Below are 16,133 nucleotides of genomic sequence, written 5' to 3'. Positions count from 1 at the left end.
CCATCGCGGGGGATGCAGTCATGGCGACAACCGATACCATCAGTGAGCTACAGCGCCGGCACAGCGGGCTTTCCGAGCGCTATTGCCTGGACACCACCCCCCTCCTGCAACGCCAGGAATCCCAGGAATCCAACGCGCGCAGCTACCCCCGGCGTATCCCGCTGGAGCTCAAACGGGCCCAGGGCGTTTACGTCGAAGACTCCCGTGGGCAGGTCTATATCGACTGCCTGGCCGGGGCCGGCACCCTGGCCCTCGGGCACAATCACCCGGTTACCGTGGAAGCCATCCAGCAGACGCTGGCCTCGGGCATTCCGCTGCACACCCTGGACCTCAGCACGGCGGTGAAGGATGCCTTCGTGCAGGAGCTGTTCGAGATTCTGCCGGGGGACCTGGCCCGCAACGCCCGCGTGCAGTTCTGCGGCCCCAGCGGCGCCGATGCGGTGGAGGCGGCGATCAAGCTGTCACGCACCGCGACGCGGCAACAGAACGTGCTGGCGTTTCATGGTGCCTACCACGGCATGACCCTCGGCACCCTGTCGCTCAGCGGCAACCTGGGGCCGAAGAAATCACTGGGCGGCCTGATGGCAGGGGTGCAGTTCCTGCCGTATCCCCACGCTTATCGCTGCCCCTTCGGGCTGAGCGGCGAGGCCTCCATCGACGCCAACCTGCACTACATCCGCCACCTGCTGGCCGACCCGGAAAGCGGGCTCACCCAGCCGGCTGCGATGATTCTGGAAACCGTCCAGGGGGAGGGCGGGGTGATCCCGGCGCCGGACCGCTGGCTGCAGGGGCTGCGGCAGATCACCCGCGACTATGGCGTGCCCCTGGTTCTCGATGAAATCCAGTGCGGCATCGGCCGCACCGGCGACCTGTTCGCCTTCGAACGCAGCGGCATCACCCCGGACGTGCTCACCCTGTCCAAGGCCATCGGGGGCGGCCTGCCGCTGTCGGTGGTGGTCTACCGGGGCGAGCTGGACCAATGGGAACCTGGCGCTCACGCCGGTACCTTCCGCGGCAACCAGTTGGCCATGGCGGCCGGCGCGGCCACGCTGCGGCTCATCCGCGAACAGGAAGTGATCCGCCATGTGCAGCAGGTCGGGGCCAAGCTGCAGCGGACCCTGAGCGGCCTGCAGAGCGAGTTCGCCTGGATCGGCGATGTGCGCGGACGCGGCCTGATGCTGGGCATGGAGATCATCGACCCGGCCAACAGCGACACCCTGGGGCAACCCCTGGCCGATGGCAACCGTGCCCGACGTCTGCAGCGGGCCTGCCTGGAGCGCGGGCTGATCGTCGAGCTGGGCGGGCGCCACGGCGCCACCGTGCGCTTCCTGCCCGCGCTGATCATCAGCGAAGCGGAAATCGAGCACGTGGGGCAGATCCTGTTCCAGGCCGCGCAGTCGCTGCAGGCCTGAGACCGTTCCGACCCGAAGCCCTTGCCGCTCAGGCAGGGGCTTCGTCGTTTCTGCGGGCCGGTTTTTCAGATCAGGTTGAGCCGGCGTGCCAGCTTGCGCAGGTTGCTCGGGTCGATCACCAGGGCCCGGGCGGCGGCCGCCCATTTGCCGCCGTGGTGGGCGAGGGTGGTCTGGATCAGCTGGCGTTGGTAATGGTCCATGGCGTCCTGCATCGGGTAGGGCGACTGCAGGGGCGTGACAGCCGGCGTCGATGGCCTTTCCACGACCGCGGCACCGTCCAGGCCGAGCCAGTTGGCCTCGATGGTCAGCAGTTCGGTGCGCGACTCGGCCTGGCTCAGCACTTTTAGCGCGGCCCGGCTGATCACATGGGCCAGTTCCCGCACGTTGCCCGGCCAGCTGTAGTTCAGCAGGGCCCGCTCGGCCTCTGAGGACAGGCGCAGGCAGCGCATGCCCAGGCGCACCCGGTTGAGTTCGAGAAAATGCCCAGCCAGAACCAGCACGTCACGCCCACGTTCACGCAGCGGCGGGATGTGCACGGGGTAGACCGACAGGCGATGGTAGAGGTCCGCACGGAAGCGTCCCTCGCGCACTTCCTCCCAGAGCCGGCGGTTGGTGGCGGCGATCACCCGCACGTCGACATGGCGCGGCTGATCCGCGCCCAGGCGCTGGATTTCGCCGTCCTGCAGGGCGCGCAACAGCTTGGCCTGGATCGACAGCGGCAGCTCGCCGATTTCATCCAGGAACAGGGTGCCGCCATTGGCGGCCTCGAAGCGCCCGGGGCGGTCCTGGGCCGCGCCGGAGAAAGCGCCTTTGACATGGCCGAACAGCTCGCTCTCGGCCAGGGTTTCCGGCAGCGCCGCGCAGTTCACGTAGACCAGCGGCTTGCTGGAACGACCGGAATGCGCCTGCAGCCAGCGGGCGAACAGTTCCTTGCCGACGCCGGTTTCGCCTTGCAGCAGCACCGGCAGGTCGGAGTCGGCGACCACCGCCAGCTCGTCGAGCAACTGATGCAATACCGGGCTTTCGCCGAGGATCGCGCCATTCACTTCGTTGCCGCTTTCCACGGTTTCGCGGCGCGCCAGGCGCAGGCTGCGGACTTCGCCCTCCAGACGGCCGATGCGCAGCGCCGTTTCGATCAGCAGCGCCCAGCGTTGCAGGCGTTCGGCGGAGGCGGCGACGAAGGTGCCGGGGACCATCGCATCCAGGGTGATCGCCCCCCACAGCTTGCCGTCCAGGTACAGGCTCATGCCCATGCAGTCGTGCACCGGCACCGGCTCGTCGGGGCTTTCCTGAAGCAGGCCGTCATAGGGATCGGGCAGCTCGCAGTCGGCAGCGAACTGCAGGGGCTCGCGCTGCGCCAGGATCTGACCCAGTCGCGGGTGGCGGGCCAGCAGGAAGCTCCGGCCCAGCGCCTCGTGGGCCAGGCCGACCGCCGCCTGGGGTCGCAGGCTTTCGCCATCCAGGCGCAGCAACACCACGGCGCTGCAGGCGAATTCCTCGCGCAGGCTGACGACCAGGCGCTGCAGGCGAACCGCCTTGGGCAATTCACTGGCGAAATCAGCCAGCAGGGCATTCTGGAGCGGGGTGAGATTTACCATTTCGGGTATCCATTACCTGAAGAGTCACCGGTAAATTAAACCCGTTCGCCGCCCAATCCCTTGATTTACGTCAATGTCCGTGACGGCACGCTGTTTGCGATGGAGGTACCGAGCCCAGCCTGACAAGGAGACCTCCATGGCCACTCAACTGCTCGACGACACGCTCGGACACCTGGCGTGCACCATTCCCGGGGCCACCCGGGTGTTCCACGAATTCCACCTGGACTTCTGCTGCGGCGGTGCCAAGAGCCTGCGCCAGGCGGCGCATGAACGCGGCGTCGACGCCCACGATGTGCGCAATCGCCTGCTCGAACTCGACCCGCAGCGCGAACAGGCAGACCATTGGCAGGATGCCACCCCGGCGCACCTGATCGACCACCTGCTGACGCGCTACCACGCCATCCACCGCGAGCAACTGCCCGAGCTGATCCGCCTGGCGGTCCGGGTCGAGAAGGTCCATGGCGATCGCCCGGATTGCCCGAACGGCCTCACCGAGCTGCTGATGGAGATGCAGCAGGAGCTGGAAAGCCACATGCAGAAGGAGGAGCAGGTGCTGTTCCCGATGATCCTGCGTGGTGGCGGCGCCATGGCCGGCGGGCCGATCTCGGTGATGCGCTTCGAACACGACCAGCATGGCGAGGCCCTCGACCGCGTCGTCGCGCTGACCCACGACATGCAACCGCCGGCCAACGCCTGCAACACCTGGCAGGCGCTGTACCGGGGCCTGAACGAGCTGCGCCAGGACCTGATGCAGCATATCCACCTGGAAAACAACGTGCTGTTCCCACGGGCCCTGGGCCAGGCGGTGCACCATGGGTGAGTACCGCAAACTCTGGTGGACGCTGATCGCCATCCTCGGCGTGACCTTCTGCGTGCTCGGCTGGTTCGGCCGCGAGGTCTATCGCCAGGCACCGCCGATTCCCGAGCAGGTGGTCAGCGCGAGCGGCCAGGTGCTGTTCGATGCCGAGGGCATTCTCGATGGCCAGACGGCCTGGCAGAGCGTCGGCGGCATGCAGCTCGGGTCGATCTGGGGCCACGGTGCCTATCAGGCGCCGGACTGGACTGCCGACTGGCTGCACCGCGAACTGAGCACCTGGCTCGACCTGGCGGCCCAGGACGAATTCGGCAAGCCGTTCGCCGAGCTCGATGACGACGTGCAAGCCATGCTGCGCCAGCGCCTGAAGCGCGAGTACCGTGGCAACCGGGTGGAGGCGGGGGTACTGACCCTCAGCGAGCGGCGTGTCGCCGCCGTGCGCGAAACCGCGGCTTACTACGACGCGCTGTTCGGCAACGACCCGGCACTGCAGTCGAGCCGCAAGAGCTTCGCGATGAAGGAAAACACGCTGCCCGACGCCAGCCGGCGCGAGCAGATGACCCAGTTCTTCTTCTGGACCGCCTGGGCCGCCGCCACCGAACGCCCGGACTCCCACGCCACTTACACCAACAACTGGCCCCACGAGCCGCTGATCGACAACACCCCGACAGCGGAAAACCTGGTGTGGTCGATCGTCAGCGTGATCCTGCTGATCGCCGGGGTCGGCTTCCTGGTCTGGGCCTGGGCGTTCCTGCGTGACCACGAGGAGGAGGGGCCGGTGATCCCGGCGCAGGACCCGCTGACCCTGGCCGGCCTGACCCCGTCGCAGAAGGCCCTGGGCAAGTACCTGCTGCTGGTGGTGGGGTTGTTCGGCTTCCAGGTCATGCTCGGCGGCGCCACGGCCCACTACACGGTGGAAGGCCAGGATTTCTATGGCTTCCCGCTGTCGCAGTGGTTCCCGTACTCGCTGCTGCGCACCTGGCACATCCAGAGCGCGCTGTTCTGGATCGCCACCGGCTTCCTGGCGGCAGGCTTGTTCCTGGCGCCGCTGATCAACGGCGGCAAGGACCCGAAACTCCAGAAGCTTGGCGTCGACGTGCTGTTCTGGGCGCTGGTGGTCGTGGTCCTGGGTTCGTTCGTCGGCAACTACCTGGCCATTGCCCAGATCATGCCGGCGGAGTGGAATTTCTGGCTCGGTCATCAGGGCTACGAGTACGTGGACCTCGGCCGCCTGTGGCAGATCGGCAAGTTCCTCGGCATCGCCTTCTGGCTGGTGCTGATGCTGCGCGGCATCCTGCCGGCCTTTGCCCAGCCGGGTGACAAGAACCTGCTGGCCCTGCTGTCGGCCTCGGTGATCGCCATCGGCCTGTTCTACGGGGCGGGCCTGTTCTATGGCGAGCGCACGCACCTGTCGATCATGGAGTACTGGCGCTGGTGGGTGGTGCACCTGTGGGTGGAAGGCTTCTTCGAGGTCTTCGCCACCACGGCCCTGGCGTTCATCTTCTCCAGCATGGGCCTGGTGTCCCAGCGTGCGGCCACCACCGCAAGCCTGGCTTCGGCCTCGCTGTTCATGCTCGGCGGGGTGCCGGGGACGTTCCACCACATGTACTTCTCCGGCACCTCCACGCCGGTGATGGCAGTGGGCGCGACCTTCAGTGCCCTGGAAGTGGTGCCGCTGGTGGTGCTCGGGTACGAGGCCTGGGAAAACTGGCGCCTGAAGGCCCGTGCGGCCTGGATGGAACGGGTGCGCTGGCCACTGATGTGCTTCGTGGCCGTGGCCTTCTGGAACATGCTGGGTGCCGGCGTCTTCGGCTTCATGATCAACCCACCGGTCTCGCTGTACTACATCCAGGGCCTCAACACCACGCCGGTGCACGCCCACGCCGCGCTGTTCGGGGTGTACGGCTTCCTGGCGATCGGCTTCACCCTGCTGGTGTTGCGCTACATCCGCCCACACCTGCAGTTCAACGAACGGCTGATGAAGGTGGGGTTCTGGTGGCTGAATGCTGGCCTGGTGCTGATGATCTTCACCAGCCTGCTGCCCATCGGCCTCATTCAGTTCCATGCCAGCGTCAGCGAAGGCCTGTGGTACGCCCGCAGCGAAGCCTTCATGCAGCAGGAGCTGCTGCAGACCCTGCGTTGGGTGCGGACCTTCGGCGACGTGGTGTTCATCGTCGGCGCCCTGGCCGTCGCCTGGCAGGTGGTCAGCGGCGTGTTCTCCACGGCAGACCGCAGCCTGAGTGAAGTCCCGCGGGGAGGTATCCAGCCACAGCGCTGATACGTTGCAGCGCTAGACAGAACGCCCGGTCCGCCCTACAGCGAACCGGGCGTTTTTTATGGAGGAGGTGCAGGGAAGAGGGAGTTACCAGCTCAACAGGAACATGGCCTTGGCCAGGAACAGAATGCCCAGCATGTGCGTCAGCACGCTCAGGTGCAGCCAGCGCGAACGTTGCGGCGTCAGGCTGCCGCTGCGCAGCATGTAGGCGAAGAACAGGAAATGCCCGAGGATGCTCAGCGCCAGGGTGATCTTCAGGGCGAGCAGGGTACCGAAGCTGCTGGCCAGCGGCTCGCGCAGCACCGCGCGGTAATGCCAGGCCAACCCGACACCGGCGCCGTACAGGGCCAGCACCACCCAGTGCATGACCTGGCGGGCGCGCTGCCCCAGGGCCTTGGACAACCGCTCGCGGTTGCCGTCATCCAGGGCACGGGTTGCCCGGCTGAGAATCATCACTTCGAAGAACACGCCGCCAATGAAACAGGCGGCGGCCGCCAGGTGCACGAATTTCAACGACAGGTACAGCACATTGCCTCCTCAGCCTGGCAGGACCGATGCGTCCCCAGCCGGCGAAACCGGCCCAGGCATTGTCCACGCCTATCATGGACAACCTGGCGAAACGCCTGTTGATGCGGATCAATCTCAACGCGCCTGGCGGCGCCGCCGGTGGTTATAGTGACGCGCAATCAACCGATACGAGAGGAGGAGAGGGGTGTCGATACATTCCCGAGTGGGCATCATTGGCGGGACGGGCTGGCTGGGCCGCTCGATTGCCCAGACGCTGGTCGACAGCGGATTCATCACACCCGACGCACTGACGCTGTCGAACCGCACCGGCGTGTGGGCGCAGGCCCCGGCATCACTGGCTGACGTGGCCATCACCGCGAGCAACCAGGCACTGGTCGACACCAGCGACGTGATCATCCTGTCGGTTCGACCCGAAGACCTGAATGCGCTGCGCCTCGACGCGCCGGGCAAGCTGCTGATCTCGCTGGTCGCCGGGGCCGCCCTGAGTGACCTGCAAACCCATACGGGCTGCCGCCGGATCGTGCGGGCCATGCCCAATGCGGCCCTGGAAATCCGCCGCAGCCATACGCCATGGTTGGCCAGCGCCGAGGTCGAGCAGCAGGACCGCGCCTACGTGCAGGCGCTGTTCGACACCTGCGGCCAGGCGGATGAAGTCTTCAGCGAGGCGCACCTGAACTACCTCACCGGGCTGGTCGGCACCGGCCCGTCCTACCCGGCATTGCTGGCGCAGGCGCTGTTCGACAATGCCATTGCCCAGGGCCTGCCGGAAGCGGTGGCGCGGCGAGCCGCAGCGGGCGTGGTGGTGCACGCCAGCCAACTGATCACGGAACAGAGAGGGTTCGACGAGCTGCTCGATGCCCTGATCGGCTACCGCGGGGTCAGCGCCGCGGGCATCCAGGGCATGCGCGACGCCGGCCTGGAACGCTGCGTCAACGCCGGGCTGGGCGCGGCCATGAAGGTCGCCGAATCGCAGCTGTTCAAGCCTGACTGATGGCGCGTCAGGCGTTTTCCTTGCCGGGGCGGGTGAAGGAGTAGCGGTCGATGTCCTGGCGCAACTGCCAACCCTGGCCCTGCCAGTAGCGGGCCGCCGTGTCGTTGCTCTTGAACACGTCGAGGTGGCATTTGTGAATGCCTTGTCGTTCCAGGCCCGCCAGGCAGTGCTCGACCAGTGACTGGCCGATGCCCTGGCGCCGCTGCGCCGGCAACACCAGCAGGTGCTGCAAATAACCCCGACGGCCGTCGTGCCCGCTCATGATGCAACCACAGAGCGTGCCGTCAGCCTCGGCCACGAAGCTCAGCCCCGGGTTGCGCACCAGGTACGCCGCGGTCGACGCCCGGGAGTCCGCCTCACGGATGGAAATCCCGGGCGTGCGTTGCATCAGGTCGATGACCGCGTCGTAGTCATCCATCGTCATCACGCGGATCGTGAACATGGCCAGGCCTCGTGGCAGGGAGGAGAGCGGGGCGGCGTCACTTCACGCCGCGTGCCTCGATCAGGTCGCTATCGAACAGCGTTTCCAGTTCGGCCCGGGCTTCCCGGGCGGTCTGGATCACCGCGGCGGCATCGTCATACACCGCATGCTGGGCCTGCAACACGGCCTCGTCGTGACGCTGGAAGCGGCGCACACGGGCGGTGGCCTGCTCGTCGTCGAGCCCCAGGCCCATGAGCACCTGGCGACTCATTTCCAGGCTGGAGTGAAAGGTCTCCCGCACCGGAATCACGCCCAGGTCCTGCAGACGGTGCACATGCTGGCGGTTGCGGGCGCGGCCGATGATCTTGATGTGCGGGTACAGGCGCCGCAGCTGTTCGGCCATCTGCAGGTTGGCCTCGGCGTCGTCGGTGGCGATGATGAAGAACTCCGCCTTGTCGACCTGGGCGGCACGAAGGATTTCCGGGCGCAGCGGGTCGCCGTAGTAGATCGGCATGTGGCCGATGCTGCGCGAGTAATCGATGACATCCACCGCAGTGTCCAGGGCCACGAATGGCACACGTTGGGCACGCAGCACCCGGGCGATGATCTGGCCCATGCGCCCCATGCCGGAAATCACCACCCGCGGCGTGTCGTTGTCGATCTGCCGGTACTCGTCCGGCACGGCCTTGGCCACGCTCGGCGGCGGGCTCAAGCGCGCCAGGGCCAGGACCAGCAAGGGCGTGACGGCCATGGACAGGGTGATGGTCAGTACCAGCTGATCGTGCAGGCGCGCATCGAACAGTCCGTTGTCGTTGGCCATCTTGAACACCACGAAGGCGAACTCGCCTCCGGCCGCCAGCACGATGCCCAGGCGCAGGGCGCTGTGCCGGGTGAGCCCGCCGAGCAGGCGGCCGACGGCGAACAGCATCGGCAGTTTCAGCAGGATGAGCAGGGCAGTGAAGCCCAGGATCACCAGCGGCTCGCGCAGCAACAGGCCGATGTCGGCACTCATGCCCACGCTGATGAAGAACAGCCCCAGCAACAGGCCCTTGAACGGCTCGATCTGCGATTCCAGCTCGTGACGATATTCCGAATCCGCCAGCAGCAGGCCCGCCAGAAACGCGCCCAGGGCCATGGAAATCCCGGCCATTTCCATCAGCCAGGCGGTGCCGATCACCACCAGCAGCGCCGTGGCCGTGGAGACTTCCTGCAGCTTGGCCTTGGCCACGAAGCGGAACACCGGGCGCAGCAGGTAGCGACCACCAATGACCACCACGCCGATGCTGCCGACCACGAGCAGCAGCTGCTGCGTGCCATTGCCGGTATCGGTGTGCACGCCACCGAGCACCGGCACCAGGGCAATCAGGGGGATGGCGGCAATGTCCTGGAACAGCAGAATGGCGAAGGCCTGGCGACCGTGGGGGCTGGCCAGCTCCTTGCGTTCGGCCAGCAGTTGCAGGCCAAAGGCCGTCGACGACAGCGCCAGACCAAGCCCGAGCACGATGGCGGTATTGAGCGGCTGCCGGAACACCCAGAACGCCACGCCACCGATGACCACACCCGTGAGCAGCACCTGGGCCAGGCCGGCACCGAACACCGATTTACGCATCACCCACAGCCGCCGTGGCGACAGCTCCAGGCCGATGATGAACAGCAGCAACACCACGCCCAGCTCGGAGAAATGGCTGACGCTTTCCGGATCATCGATCAGGCGCAGCACCGACGGCCCGATCAGCACACCGGCTGCCAGGTAGCCCAGCACCGCACCGAGTTGCAGCCGTTTGGCCAGGGGAACCGTGATGACAGCGGCCAACAGGAATACAACCGCAGCCTGCAACAGGCTGGCGTCATGAGGCATGGGGGAACTCCAGGGTATGCGATCGCGAAACATTGTGTAACAAGCGCCCATCATAGGGAGCCGTGCCGGGTGATGCCAGCGTTAAGAACGGCTGTTTCCGGCCACGCTGACTTATAGAGGGACGATCCACAAAGGGCAGGGCGCGAGCAGGGTGGTCGCCTGGCACCCGATTATGCCGACGCGTTATCAGATTGACCGCCGTTGGGCATCCACGACGCTGTTTCTTGTTAGATTCGCAGCCCCCATGAACCATGGCGGTTCAACAATGAGGAATGGAGTCCCATGAGTTACAGCTACCTGTACGGTTACGTGCAAAGTGCCGAATCCTTTCGCGCCGTGGCCCAGATCGATCAGTTGAGCGATGCCGGTGCGCCCAATGCATCGATCATCAAGTGGCAGATGCCTGGAAAGGAGCGGTCCGTATTCAACACGGGCCACTACATCACGCGGATGACCACCCAGCACATTGGCGCAGAACAACGCCTGGAAGTGGTCACTATCGGTCCCGATGGCCACCTGATTCACGCATCGGCGGATGGCATGGTTGAAACCACCGTGGCACCGGTCGGCTCAGGCCCGGATGTGCACGGTGCGATTCGGGACATGCAGACGATCGGAACGAGTGTGTACGCCGTGGGCATGAGCCGGCAGGTCTATCGACGCGCGGTCGACGGCACCTGGGCGCGCCATGACGACGGCGTGCTGCAGAACTCGGACGATATGGACATCGTGGGTTTCAATGCCATCCACGGCCTGAGCGAGAACGACCTGTTCGCCGTCGGCTTCAACGGTGAAACCTGGCGCTGTCAGCACGGCCGCTGGGAGCGATTGCCCACACCGACGACGCAGATCCTCAATGCGGTGCACGTGCTGCCTGACGGTCGCGTCATCGCCGTCGGCAAGCAAGGCGTGCTGATGGTGTTCAACCAGGGCGAATGGACGGAGCAGAACACCGGCCTGCGTGACGACATCTTCGATGTGCAGGCGTTCGCGAACAACGTGTACGTTGCGACTCAAACCGCGCTTTATCGCCTGAAGGAAAACCAGCCGCTGGAGCTCGTGAACATGGGACTGGGCGAAGGCATTACCTGCGGACAACTGCATGCCGGGTATGGCGCGCTGTTGTCTACCGGTCGACGGCACCAGTGCTGGAGCGCGGATGGAAACACCTGGCACAACATCACCTGAAGCCCAGTGTCAAAGGGTCGGGCGCTAGAGCGCTCCGCTGTGCGTTAGACACCCGCGCCGGACCTTGTGCAATATAGACCCCCTGCGACTCGCAACCCGGATGCGCCATGTCCGAATGGACAGTTGAGGAATGTCTTTGAGTCGTAGCCATCGCCAGCTTGAACGAGGGTGCCCATGTCGTCGCAACAGGTTGAGTCCGTGTCGCTGGAACCCCGTATCGGCACCGGGCATATCCGTGCCAGCGCGGCCGAAGGGGCGGCGCTGCAATCCGCGGCGCTATTCGACGGCCTGGTAACGATCGACCACCGCCGCTGGGCCTGTCGCGAAGCCGAGCTGAGCTGGAGCGCCCCCCAGCACGTAGTGATCCTCACCGAACGTGGGGCGACGGCCACGACCCATATCCGCAGCAGCTCGACACTCACCTACGAAGGCAGAGACCGGCCGGGTGCACTCAGCTTCGTGCCAGCAGGGGTGGAGCGCAGCGGATATTTCCGCGATGCCGACCTGATCTACACCGCGCTCTGGATCGATCCAGCACTGGAGTTCCCCGGCTGCCCGCGCCTGGCCGACCTGCCAATGCGGGTCAACAGCGGTGACAGCATTATCCATTCGCTACTGAGTACCCTCAGCATGGAGATGACAGGCGGGCACGTTCCCGAAGCCAGCTATCTGGAACATCTGGTTGCACTGGTTGGCCTGCGCCTGGGCCGGGCCGATACAAACGAGGACAACGGTCGGCTGGGGCGAGCGCTGATCATCCGACTGACCGATTACATAGACGCGCGTATGGAGGGCAGCATTTCGCTGACCGAACTGGCACGGATCGCCGATATGCCGGTCGATACGTTCGCCCGCCATTTCAAGGCCGAGACCGGCATGGCGCCGTATATGTATGTCATCAAACGCCGGATCCATCGGGCCGAAAGCCTCCTGCGAAACAGTACTATGCCCATCGTCAGCATGGCCTTCGAACTGGGTTTTTCCAGCCAGAGCCACTTCACCTCGACGTTCAAACGCCTGACGGGCACCACGCCCAACGCTTACCGACAACAGGCTGACGGAATCCTGACACGCGCTACCTGATACCTGAAAGAACGGCACCATGCGCTGCGAGATACTGGCGGCCTGCCGTTCATTTCAGGAGAGCGCCATGGATGACATGGATCCGCCACGCCCGTCGCGACGTGCCGTACTACAGGCCGGGGCGACCCTGAGCCTGCTCTGGGCATCGGGGGGCAAGGCCCTTGGACAGACGGTTGAGAGCGCCACAGCGCCCACCGCCAGCCTGGTGCCATCCCGAGCAGTGGCGCTGCGTATCAACGCCAGCGAGCGGGTATTGCAACTGGATCCGCGCACCACGCTGTTGGATGCGCTGCGCCACCAACTCGGTATGACCGGTTCCAAGAAAGGCTGCGACCATGGCCAGTGCGGCGCCTGCACGGTGCTGGTCAACGGACGACGGGTCAACGCCTGCCTGAGCCTGGCGGTCATGCATGAGGGAGATGACATCACCACCATCGAGGGGTTGGCCAACGGCGATACCTTGCACCCGATGCAAGCCGCCTTCATCAGCCGTGACGGTTTCCAGTGCGGCTATTGCACGCCCGGGCAGATCTGCTCGGCGGTCGGCATGCTTCAGGAAGTACGCAGCGGCTGGCCCAGCCATGTCAGCGCGAACGTCGCAGCCGCGGAGGTCATGCTGAGCGATGAGGAAATTCGCGAACGCATGAGCGGCAATCTGTGCCGCTGCGCCGCCTATCCCAATATCGTCGCGGCCATTCGCGACGCCGCCGAGGAAGACTGATCATGCGACCTTTCCACTACGAACGGATGACCGATTCCGGCCACGCGGTGGTCGCGGCGGTCGCGCATTCGAAGGCGCGCTTCATTAGCGGGGGCACCAACCTGATCGATTTGATGAAGCTGGAAATCGAACAACCCACGCACCTGATAGATATCAGCCGCTTGCCCCTGGCCCGGATCGATGACACCGCGAACGGTGGCCTGCGTATTGGCGCCCAGGTTCGCAACAGCGACCTGGCGGCCGACAGCCGCGTACGCGGCCGTTACCCCGTGTTGAGCCAAGCGTTGCTGGCTGGCGCATCAGGGCAGATTCGCAATAAAGCCTCTACCGCGGGCAATCTGCTGCAGCGCACGCGGTGCCTGTACTTCTACGACCCGAACATGCCGTGCAACAAACGCAACCCTGGCTCCGGCTGCCCCGCGCTGCGTGGGCATAACCGCATGAATGCAGTGCTGGGCACCAGTGAGGCCTGCATCGCTGCCCATCCTTCAGACATGGCGGTAGCCATGAGTGCCTTGGGCGCGCAGGTGGAAATCCTCGCGCCGAGCGGAGAGACGCGCGTCATCGCACTGGATGAGCTCTACCGACTCCCCGGCGATACCCCTCAGGTCGAGACTCAGTTGGCGCATGGCGACATGATCACCGCCATCGAGCTGCCACCGGCACCGCCCGGCGAGCAGCTCTACCGCAAGGTTCGTGACCGCTCTTCCTATGCCTTCGCCTTGGTATCGGTGGCCGTGGTGCTCGATGTTCGTGGCGCGCAGGTGCGCCATGCGCGCATCGCCCTGGGCGGCGTTGCCCCCAAACCGTGGCGAGCAGTGTCTGCAGAGCAGGCGCTCATCGGCCAGCCACCGAGCATCCAGCACTATGAGATTGCGGCCGCCGCCGCGCTCGAAGGCGCGCAGGGACATGGTGGCAATGACTTCAAAATCCCCTTGGCCAGGCGAACACTGCGCCAGGCATTGGCGACAGCAGAGGCGCAGCGAGCATGACCTCCCATCAAACCATCATTGAAGGCCCCGTCGGCCAGCCCGTGGACCGCGTCGATGGTCGACTGAAAGTAACAGGCCGCGCCCTCTACGCCTATGAGCAACAGGAAATGGGTGAGGTGGCCCACGGTTACATTCTCGGCGCGACCATTGCCAAGGGCCGGATCAGCAAGATCGATACGCACAGGGCGGAGAGGGCGCCGGGCGTTCTGTACGTAATGACCCACCGCAACGCGCCGTCCCAGCCAGCATTCGGGCCGCCCCTGACAGCGACCACCGCCGAGGTGTTCACCCGTGCCCGTCCGGTGCTGGCAACAGACCACGTGCGTTACTACGACGAGCCGGTTGCGCTGGTGGTGGCCACGACATTCGAGGCCGCACGCTCCGCGGCCAGGCTGATCCGGATGACGTACACGGAGGAGCGGGGCGCCTACGATCTTGGCTCACGGATGAACGAAGCCTATGCACCCACGCGAACCAATGCCGGCATGCAGACCGACAGTGCCGTTGGCAACTTCGACGCTGCGTTCGATTCGGCCCCCGTACGGTTCGACGGCCATTATCAAACGCCCTACCAGAGCCATAATCCCATGGAGCCCCACGCCTCCATAGCCGTCTGGCAGGGTGATGACCTGACGCTGTACACCTCGGCACAGACCCTGGCGAATGTCCGAGCCGGGATGGCCAACACCCTGCGCATCGCGCAGGAACGCATCCGTGTTGTCAGCCCTTACATCGGCGGTGGCTTTGGCGCCAAGCTGATCATTCATGCCGATGCCGTGCTGGCGGCATTGGCGGCACGGGTATTGAAACGGCCCGTGAGCGTCGCGCTGACACGCCAACAGATGTACGCCAACGCAGGCCACCGCACGGCGATGCAGCATCAGGTGCGCCTGGGAGCGGATACCAGCGGCAAGCTGACGGCAATCGGCTATGACGTCTGGTCGGCCACCTCACGATTCGAAGAGTTCTGTGAACAGACAGCCGTATTTGCCCGCTCCCTGTATGCCGCCCCCAACCGCCTGACCCGTCATCGACTGGTGCCGGTCGATCTCAACCGCGGCGAGTGGATGCGTTCACCTGGAGAAGCGCCTGGCATGCTGGCCTTCGAAAGTGCCATGGATGAACTGGCGGACCGTTTGCACATGGACCCGATCGAGCTGCGTATCCGCAACGAGCCCGACCTCGACCCCGAACGCGGCGTGCCGTTCGCAACGCGTAACCTGCTGGCTTGCATGAAAACCGGAGCGGAGCGCTTTGGCTGGGAGCGCCGCGACCCCACACCCGGGCGTGTGCGCGTCGGACGGCAGCTGATCGGCATGGGAATGGCCGCGGCCATTCGCCCCAATTATCTGGGTCTGTCCAGGGCCCAGGTAAGCATCGGCGCGACGGGGCGCGTGCAGGTTCGCCTGGACATGACGGACATCGGTACGGGCACTTATACGATCCTCACCCAGGTAGCGGCGCAAAGCTTGGGCGTCCCGCTGTCTGCCGTGCAGGTACAGCTCGGCGACAGTCGCTTTCCGCAAACAGCGGGTTCTGGTGGTTCCTGGGGCGCAGCCAGCGCGGGATCGGCCGTGGACGCCGCCTGCCAGGCATTGAAACAAAGAATCATCCAGGCGGCCGGCGAACCCTTTACCGACGAGCAGGTGCAATTCGCCAACGGCCGGATCAGTACCGGACAGCGGTCGGAGCGGCTCAGCGATCTGATGCTGCGGGTCGCACCGTTGGGATTGCAGGCCGAAGGCAGCGCCGGACCAATGGGTGACACCTACAAAAACTATTCGCAGCATTCCGACGGCGCTCATTTCGTGGAAGTCGCAGTGGACATGGACACCGGAGAAGTTCGCATGCGCCGCATGTTGTCGGTGATCTCCGCTGGGCGCATCCTCAATCCGAAAACGGCACGGTCGCAGATTCTCGGCGGCATGACCTGGGGCATCGGCGCAGCGCTGATGGAGCAGACGCTGCTGGACACCCGCTACGGACACTTCGTCAATCATGACTTGGCCGAATACCTGATACCGGTTAACGGCGATATCGCAGAAATGGACGTGGTGTTTCTGGAGGAGCCCGATCCAAAGGCCAATGTTCTGGGCATCAAGGGCCTGGGCGAACTGGGGGTATGCGGTGCCGGTGCGGCCGTGGCCAATGCCGTCTACAACGCAACAGGCATCCGTATTCGAGAGTTCCCGCTGACGGTCGACAAACTCCTGCCCGGGCTGGTTGCGCTTGAATGATAGGAGGAGGGTGCA

At 65.2% G+C, this 16,133-nt stretch carries 13 protein-coding genes; 9 read left to right on the top strand and 4 right to left on the bottom strand.

The genetic code is table 11. The features are described from left to right. Positions 1-20 precede the first annotated feature (20 nt). Positions 21-1,412: a diaminobutyrate--2-oxoglutarate transaminase gene (locus N5C28_RS20005; protein ID WP_279825000.1), complete on the top strand. Its 1,392-nt coding sequence runs from the start codon at positions 21-23 to the stop codon at positions 1,410-1,412. Positions 1,413-1,477: 65 nt separating this feature from the next. Here the strand turns inward: N5C28_RS20005 and norR are convergent, their stop codons facing one another. Further along, positions 1,478-3,010, bottom strand: a complete 1,533-nt coding sequence (gene norR, locus N5C28_RS20000) for a nitric oxide reductase transcriptional regulator NorR (RefSeq protein WP_279824999.1) — start codon at positions 3,008-3,010, stop codon at positions 1,478-1,480. Positions 3,011-3,146: 136 nt separating this feature from the next. On the opposite strand from norR, the gene ytfE reads away from it, so the two are divergent. Both ytfE and N5C28_RS19990 read left to right on the top strand, forming a co-directional pair. Next, positions 3,147-3,830: an iron-sulfur cluster repair protein YtfE gene (gene ytfE / locus N5C28_RS19995; RefSeq protein WP_279824997.1), complete on the top strand. Its 684-nt coding sequence runs from the start codon at positions 3,147-3,149 to the stop codon at positions 3,828-3,830. Continuing rightward, positions 3,823-6,102 (top strand): nitric-oxide reductase large subunit, encoded by a 2,280-nt coding sequence (locus N5C28_RS19990; protein WP_279824995.1) that lies wholly within the window; start codon positions 3,823-3,825, stop codon positions 6,100-6,102. The genes ytfE and N5C28_RS19990 overlap by 8 nt, the downstream gene beginning before the upstream one ends. Before the next feature lie 84 nt (positions 6,103-6,186). Here N5C28_RS19990 and N5C28_RS19985 read toward each other — a convergent pair whose 3' ends face one another. Next, complete coding sequence (locus N5C28_RS19985; protein ID WP_279824994.1) at positions 6,187-6,627, bottom strand: hypothetical protein; 441 nt, start codon at positions 6,625-6,627, stop codon at positions 6,187-6,189. Between the two features lie 184 nt (positions 6,628-6,811). Here N5C28_RS19985 and N5C28_RS19980 point away from each other — a divergent pair, with 184 nt between their 5' ends. Continuing rightward, entirely contained in the window at positions 6,812-7,618 is an 807-nt protein-coding gene (locus tag N5C28_RS19980; protein ID WP_279824993.1) for a pyrroline-5-carboxylate reductase dimerization domain-containing protein, read from the top strand. 7 nt (positions 7,619-7,625) lie between these two features. Here N5C28_RS19980 and N5C28_RS19975 read toward each other — a convergent pair whose 3' ends face one another. Beyond that, a complete protein-coding gene (locus N5C28_RS19975) occupies positions 7,626-8,060 on the bottom strand; it encodes a GNAT family N-acetyltransferase (RefSeq protein ID WP_279824992.1) in 435 nt (144 codons plus the stop codon). A 37-nt stretch (positions 8,061-8,097) separates the two neighbouring features. Then, positions 8,098-9,897, bottom strand: coding sequence for a monovalent cation:proton antiporter-2 (CPA2) family protein (locus N5C28_RS19970; RefSeq protein ID WP_279824991.1), 1,800 nt, complete (start codon positions 9,895-9,897; stop codon positions 8,098-8,100). 282 nt (positions 9,898-10,179) lie between these two features. Between N5C28_RS19970 and N5C28_RS19965 the strand changes: the two genes are divergently transcribed. From N5C28_RS19965 to N5C28_RS19945, 5 genes are all read left to right on the top strand, one after another. Then, complete coding sequence (locus tag N5C28_RS19965; protein ID WP_279824989.1) at positions 10,180-11,085, top strand: hypothetical protein; 906 nt, start codon at positions 10,180-10,182, stop codon at positions 11,083-11,085. A 174-nt stretch (positions 11,086-11,259) separates the two neighbouring features. Further along, positions 11,260-12,168: an AraC family transcriptional regulator gene (locus tag N5C28_RS19960; protein WP_279824987.1), complete on the top strand. Its 909-nt coding sequence runs from the start codon at positions 11,260-11,262 to the stop codon at positions 12,166-12,168. Positions 12,169-12,235: 67 nt separating this feature from the next. Then, positions 12,236-12,889, top strand: coding sequence for a 2Fe-2S iron-sulfur cluster-binding protein (locus tag N5C28_RS19955; protein ID WP_279824985.1), 654 nt, complete (start codon positions 12,236-12,238; stop codon positions 12,887-12,889). Positions 12,890-12,891: 2 nt separating this feature from the next. Then, a complete protein-coding gene (locus N5C28_RS19950; protein ID WP_279824983.1) occupies positions 12,892-13,881 on the top strand; it encodes a xanthine dehydrogenase family protein subunit M in 990 nt (329 codons plus the stop codon). Further along, positions 13,878-16,118 carry a xanthine dehydrogenase family protein molybdopterin-binding subunit gene (locus tag N5C28_RS19945; RefSeq protein WP_279824981.1) on the top strand — a complete coding sequence of 747 codons (2,241 nt, stop codon included), beginning with the start codon at positions 13,878-13,880 and terminating at the stop codon, positions 16,116-16,118. Before N5C28_RS19950 ends, N5C28_RS19945 begins: the two co-directional genes overlap by 4 nt. Positions 16,119-16,133: the final 15 nt, after the last annotated feature.

Origin of the sequence: Pseudomonas sp. GD03944 (assembly GCF_029839275.1) — a bacterium.
Taxonomy (GTDB): domain Bacteria; phylum Pseudomonadota; class Gammaproteobacteria; order Pseudomonadales; family Pseudomonadaceae; genus Aquipseudomonas.
Note: the sequence above shows the minus strand (reverse complement) of the source record. Positions and strands in the feature narration are given on the sequence as shown.

What these genes read in the sequence shown, in the direction of transcription:
- N5C28_RS19945 (WP_279824981.1), top strand. Translation starts at nt 13,878, where the DNA reads ATGACCTCCCATCAAACCATCATTGAAGGCCCCGTCGGCCAGCCCGTG.
- norR (WP_279824999.1), bottom strand. Translation starts at nt 3,010, where the DNA reads ATGGTAAATCTCACCCCGCTCCAGAATGCCCTGCTGGCTGATTTCGCC.
- N5C28_RS19965 (WP_279824989.1), top strand. Translation starts at nt 10,180, where the DNA reads ATGAGTTACAGCTACCTGTACGGTTACGTGCAAAGTGCCGAATCCTTT.
- N5C28_RS20005 (WP_279825000.1), top strand. Translation starts at nt 21, where the DNA reads ATGGCGACAACCGATACCATCAGTGAGCTACAGCGCCGGCACAGCGGG.
- N5C28_RS19950 (WP_279824983.1), top strand. Translation starts at nt 12,892, where the DNA reads ATGCGACCTTTCCACTACGAACGGATGACCGATTCCGGCCACGCGGTG.
- ytfE (WP_279824997.1), top strand. Translation starts at nt 3,147, where the DNA reads ATGGCCACTCAACTGCTCGACGACACGCTCGGACACCTGGCGTGCACC.
- N5C28_RS19955 (WP_279824985.1), top strand. Translation starts at nt 12,236, where the DNA reads ATGGATGACATGGATCCGCCACGCCCGTCGCGACGTGCCGTACTACAG.
- N5C28_RS19990 (WP_279824995.1), top strand. Translation starts at nt 3,823, where the DNA reads ATGGGTGAGTACCGCAAACTCTGGTGGACGCTGATCGCCATCCTCGGC.
- N5C28_RS19970 (WP_279824991.1), bottom strand. Translation starts at nt 9,897, where the DNA reads ATGCCTCATGACGCCAGCCTGTTGCAGGCTGCGGTTGTATTCCTGTTG.
- N5C28_RS19975 (WP_279824992.1), bottom strand. Translation starts at nt 8,060, where the DNA reads ATGTTCACGATCCGCGTGATGACGATGGATGACTACGACGCGGTCATC.
- N5C28_RS19960 (WP_279824987.1), top strand. Translation starts at nt 11,260, where the DNA reads ATGTCGTCGCAACAGGTTGAGTCCGTGTCGCTGGAACCCCGTATCGGC.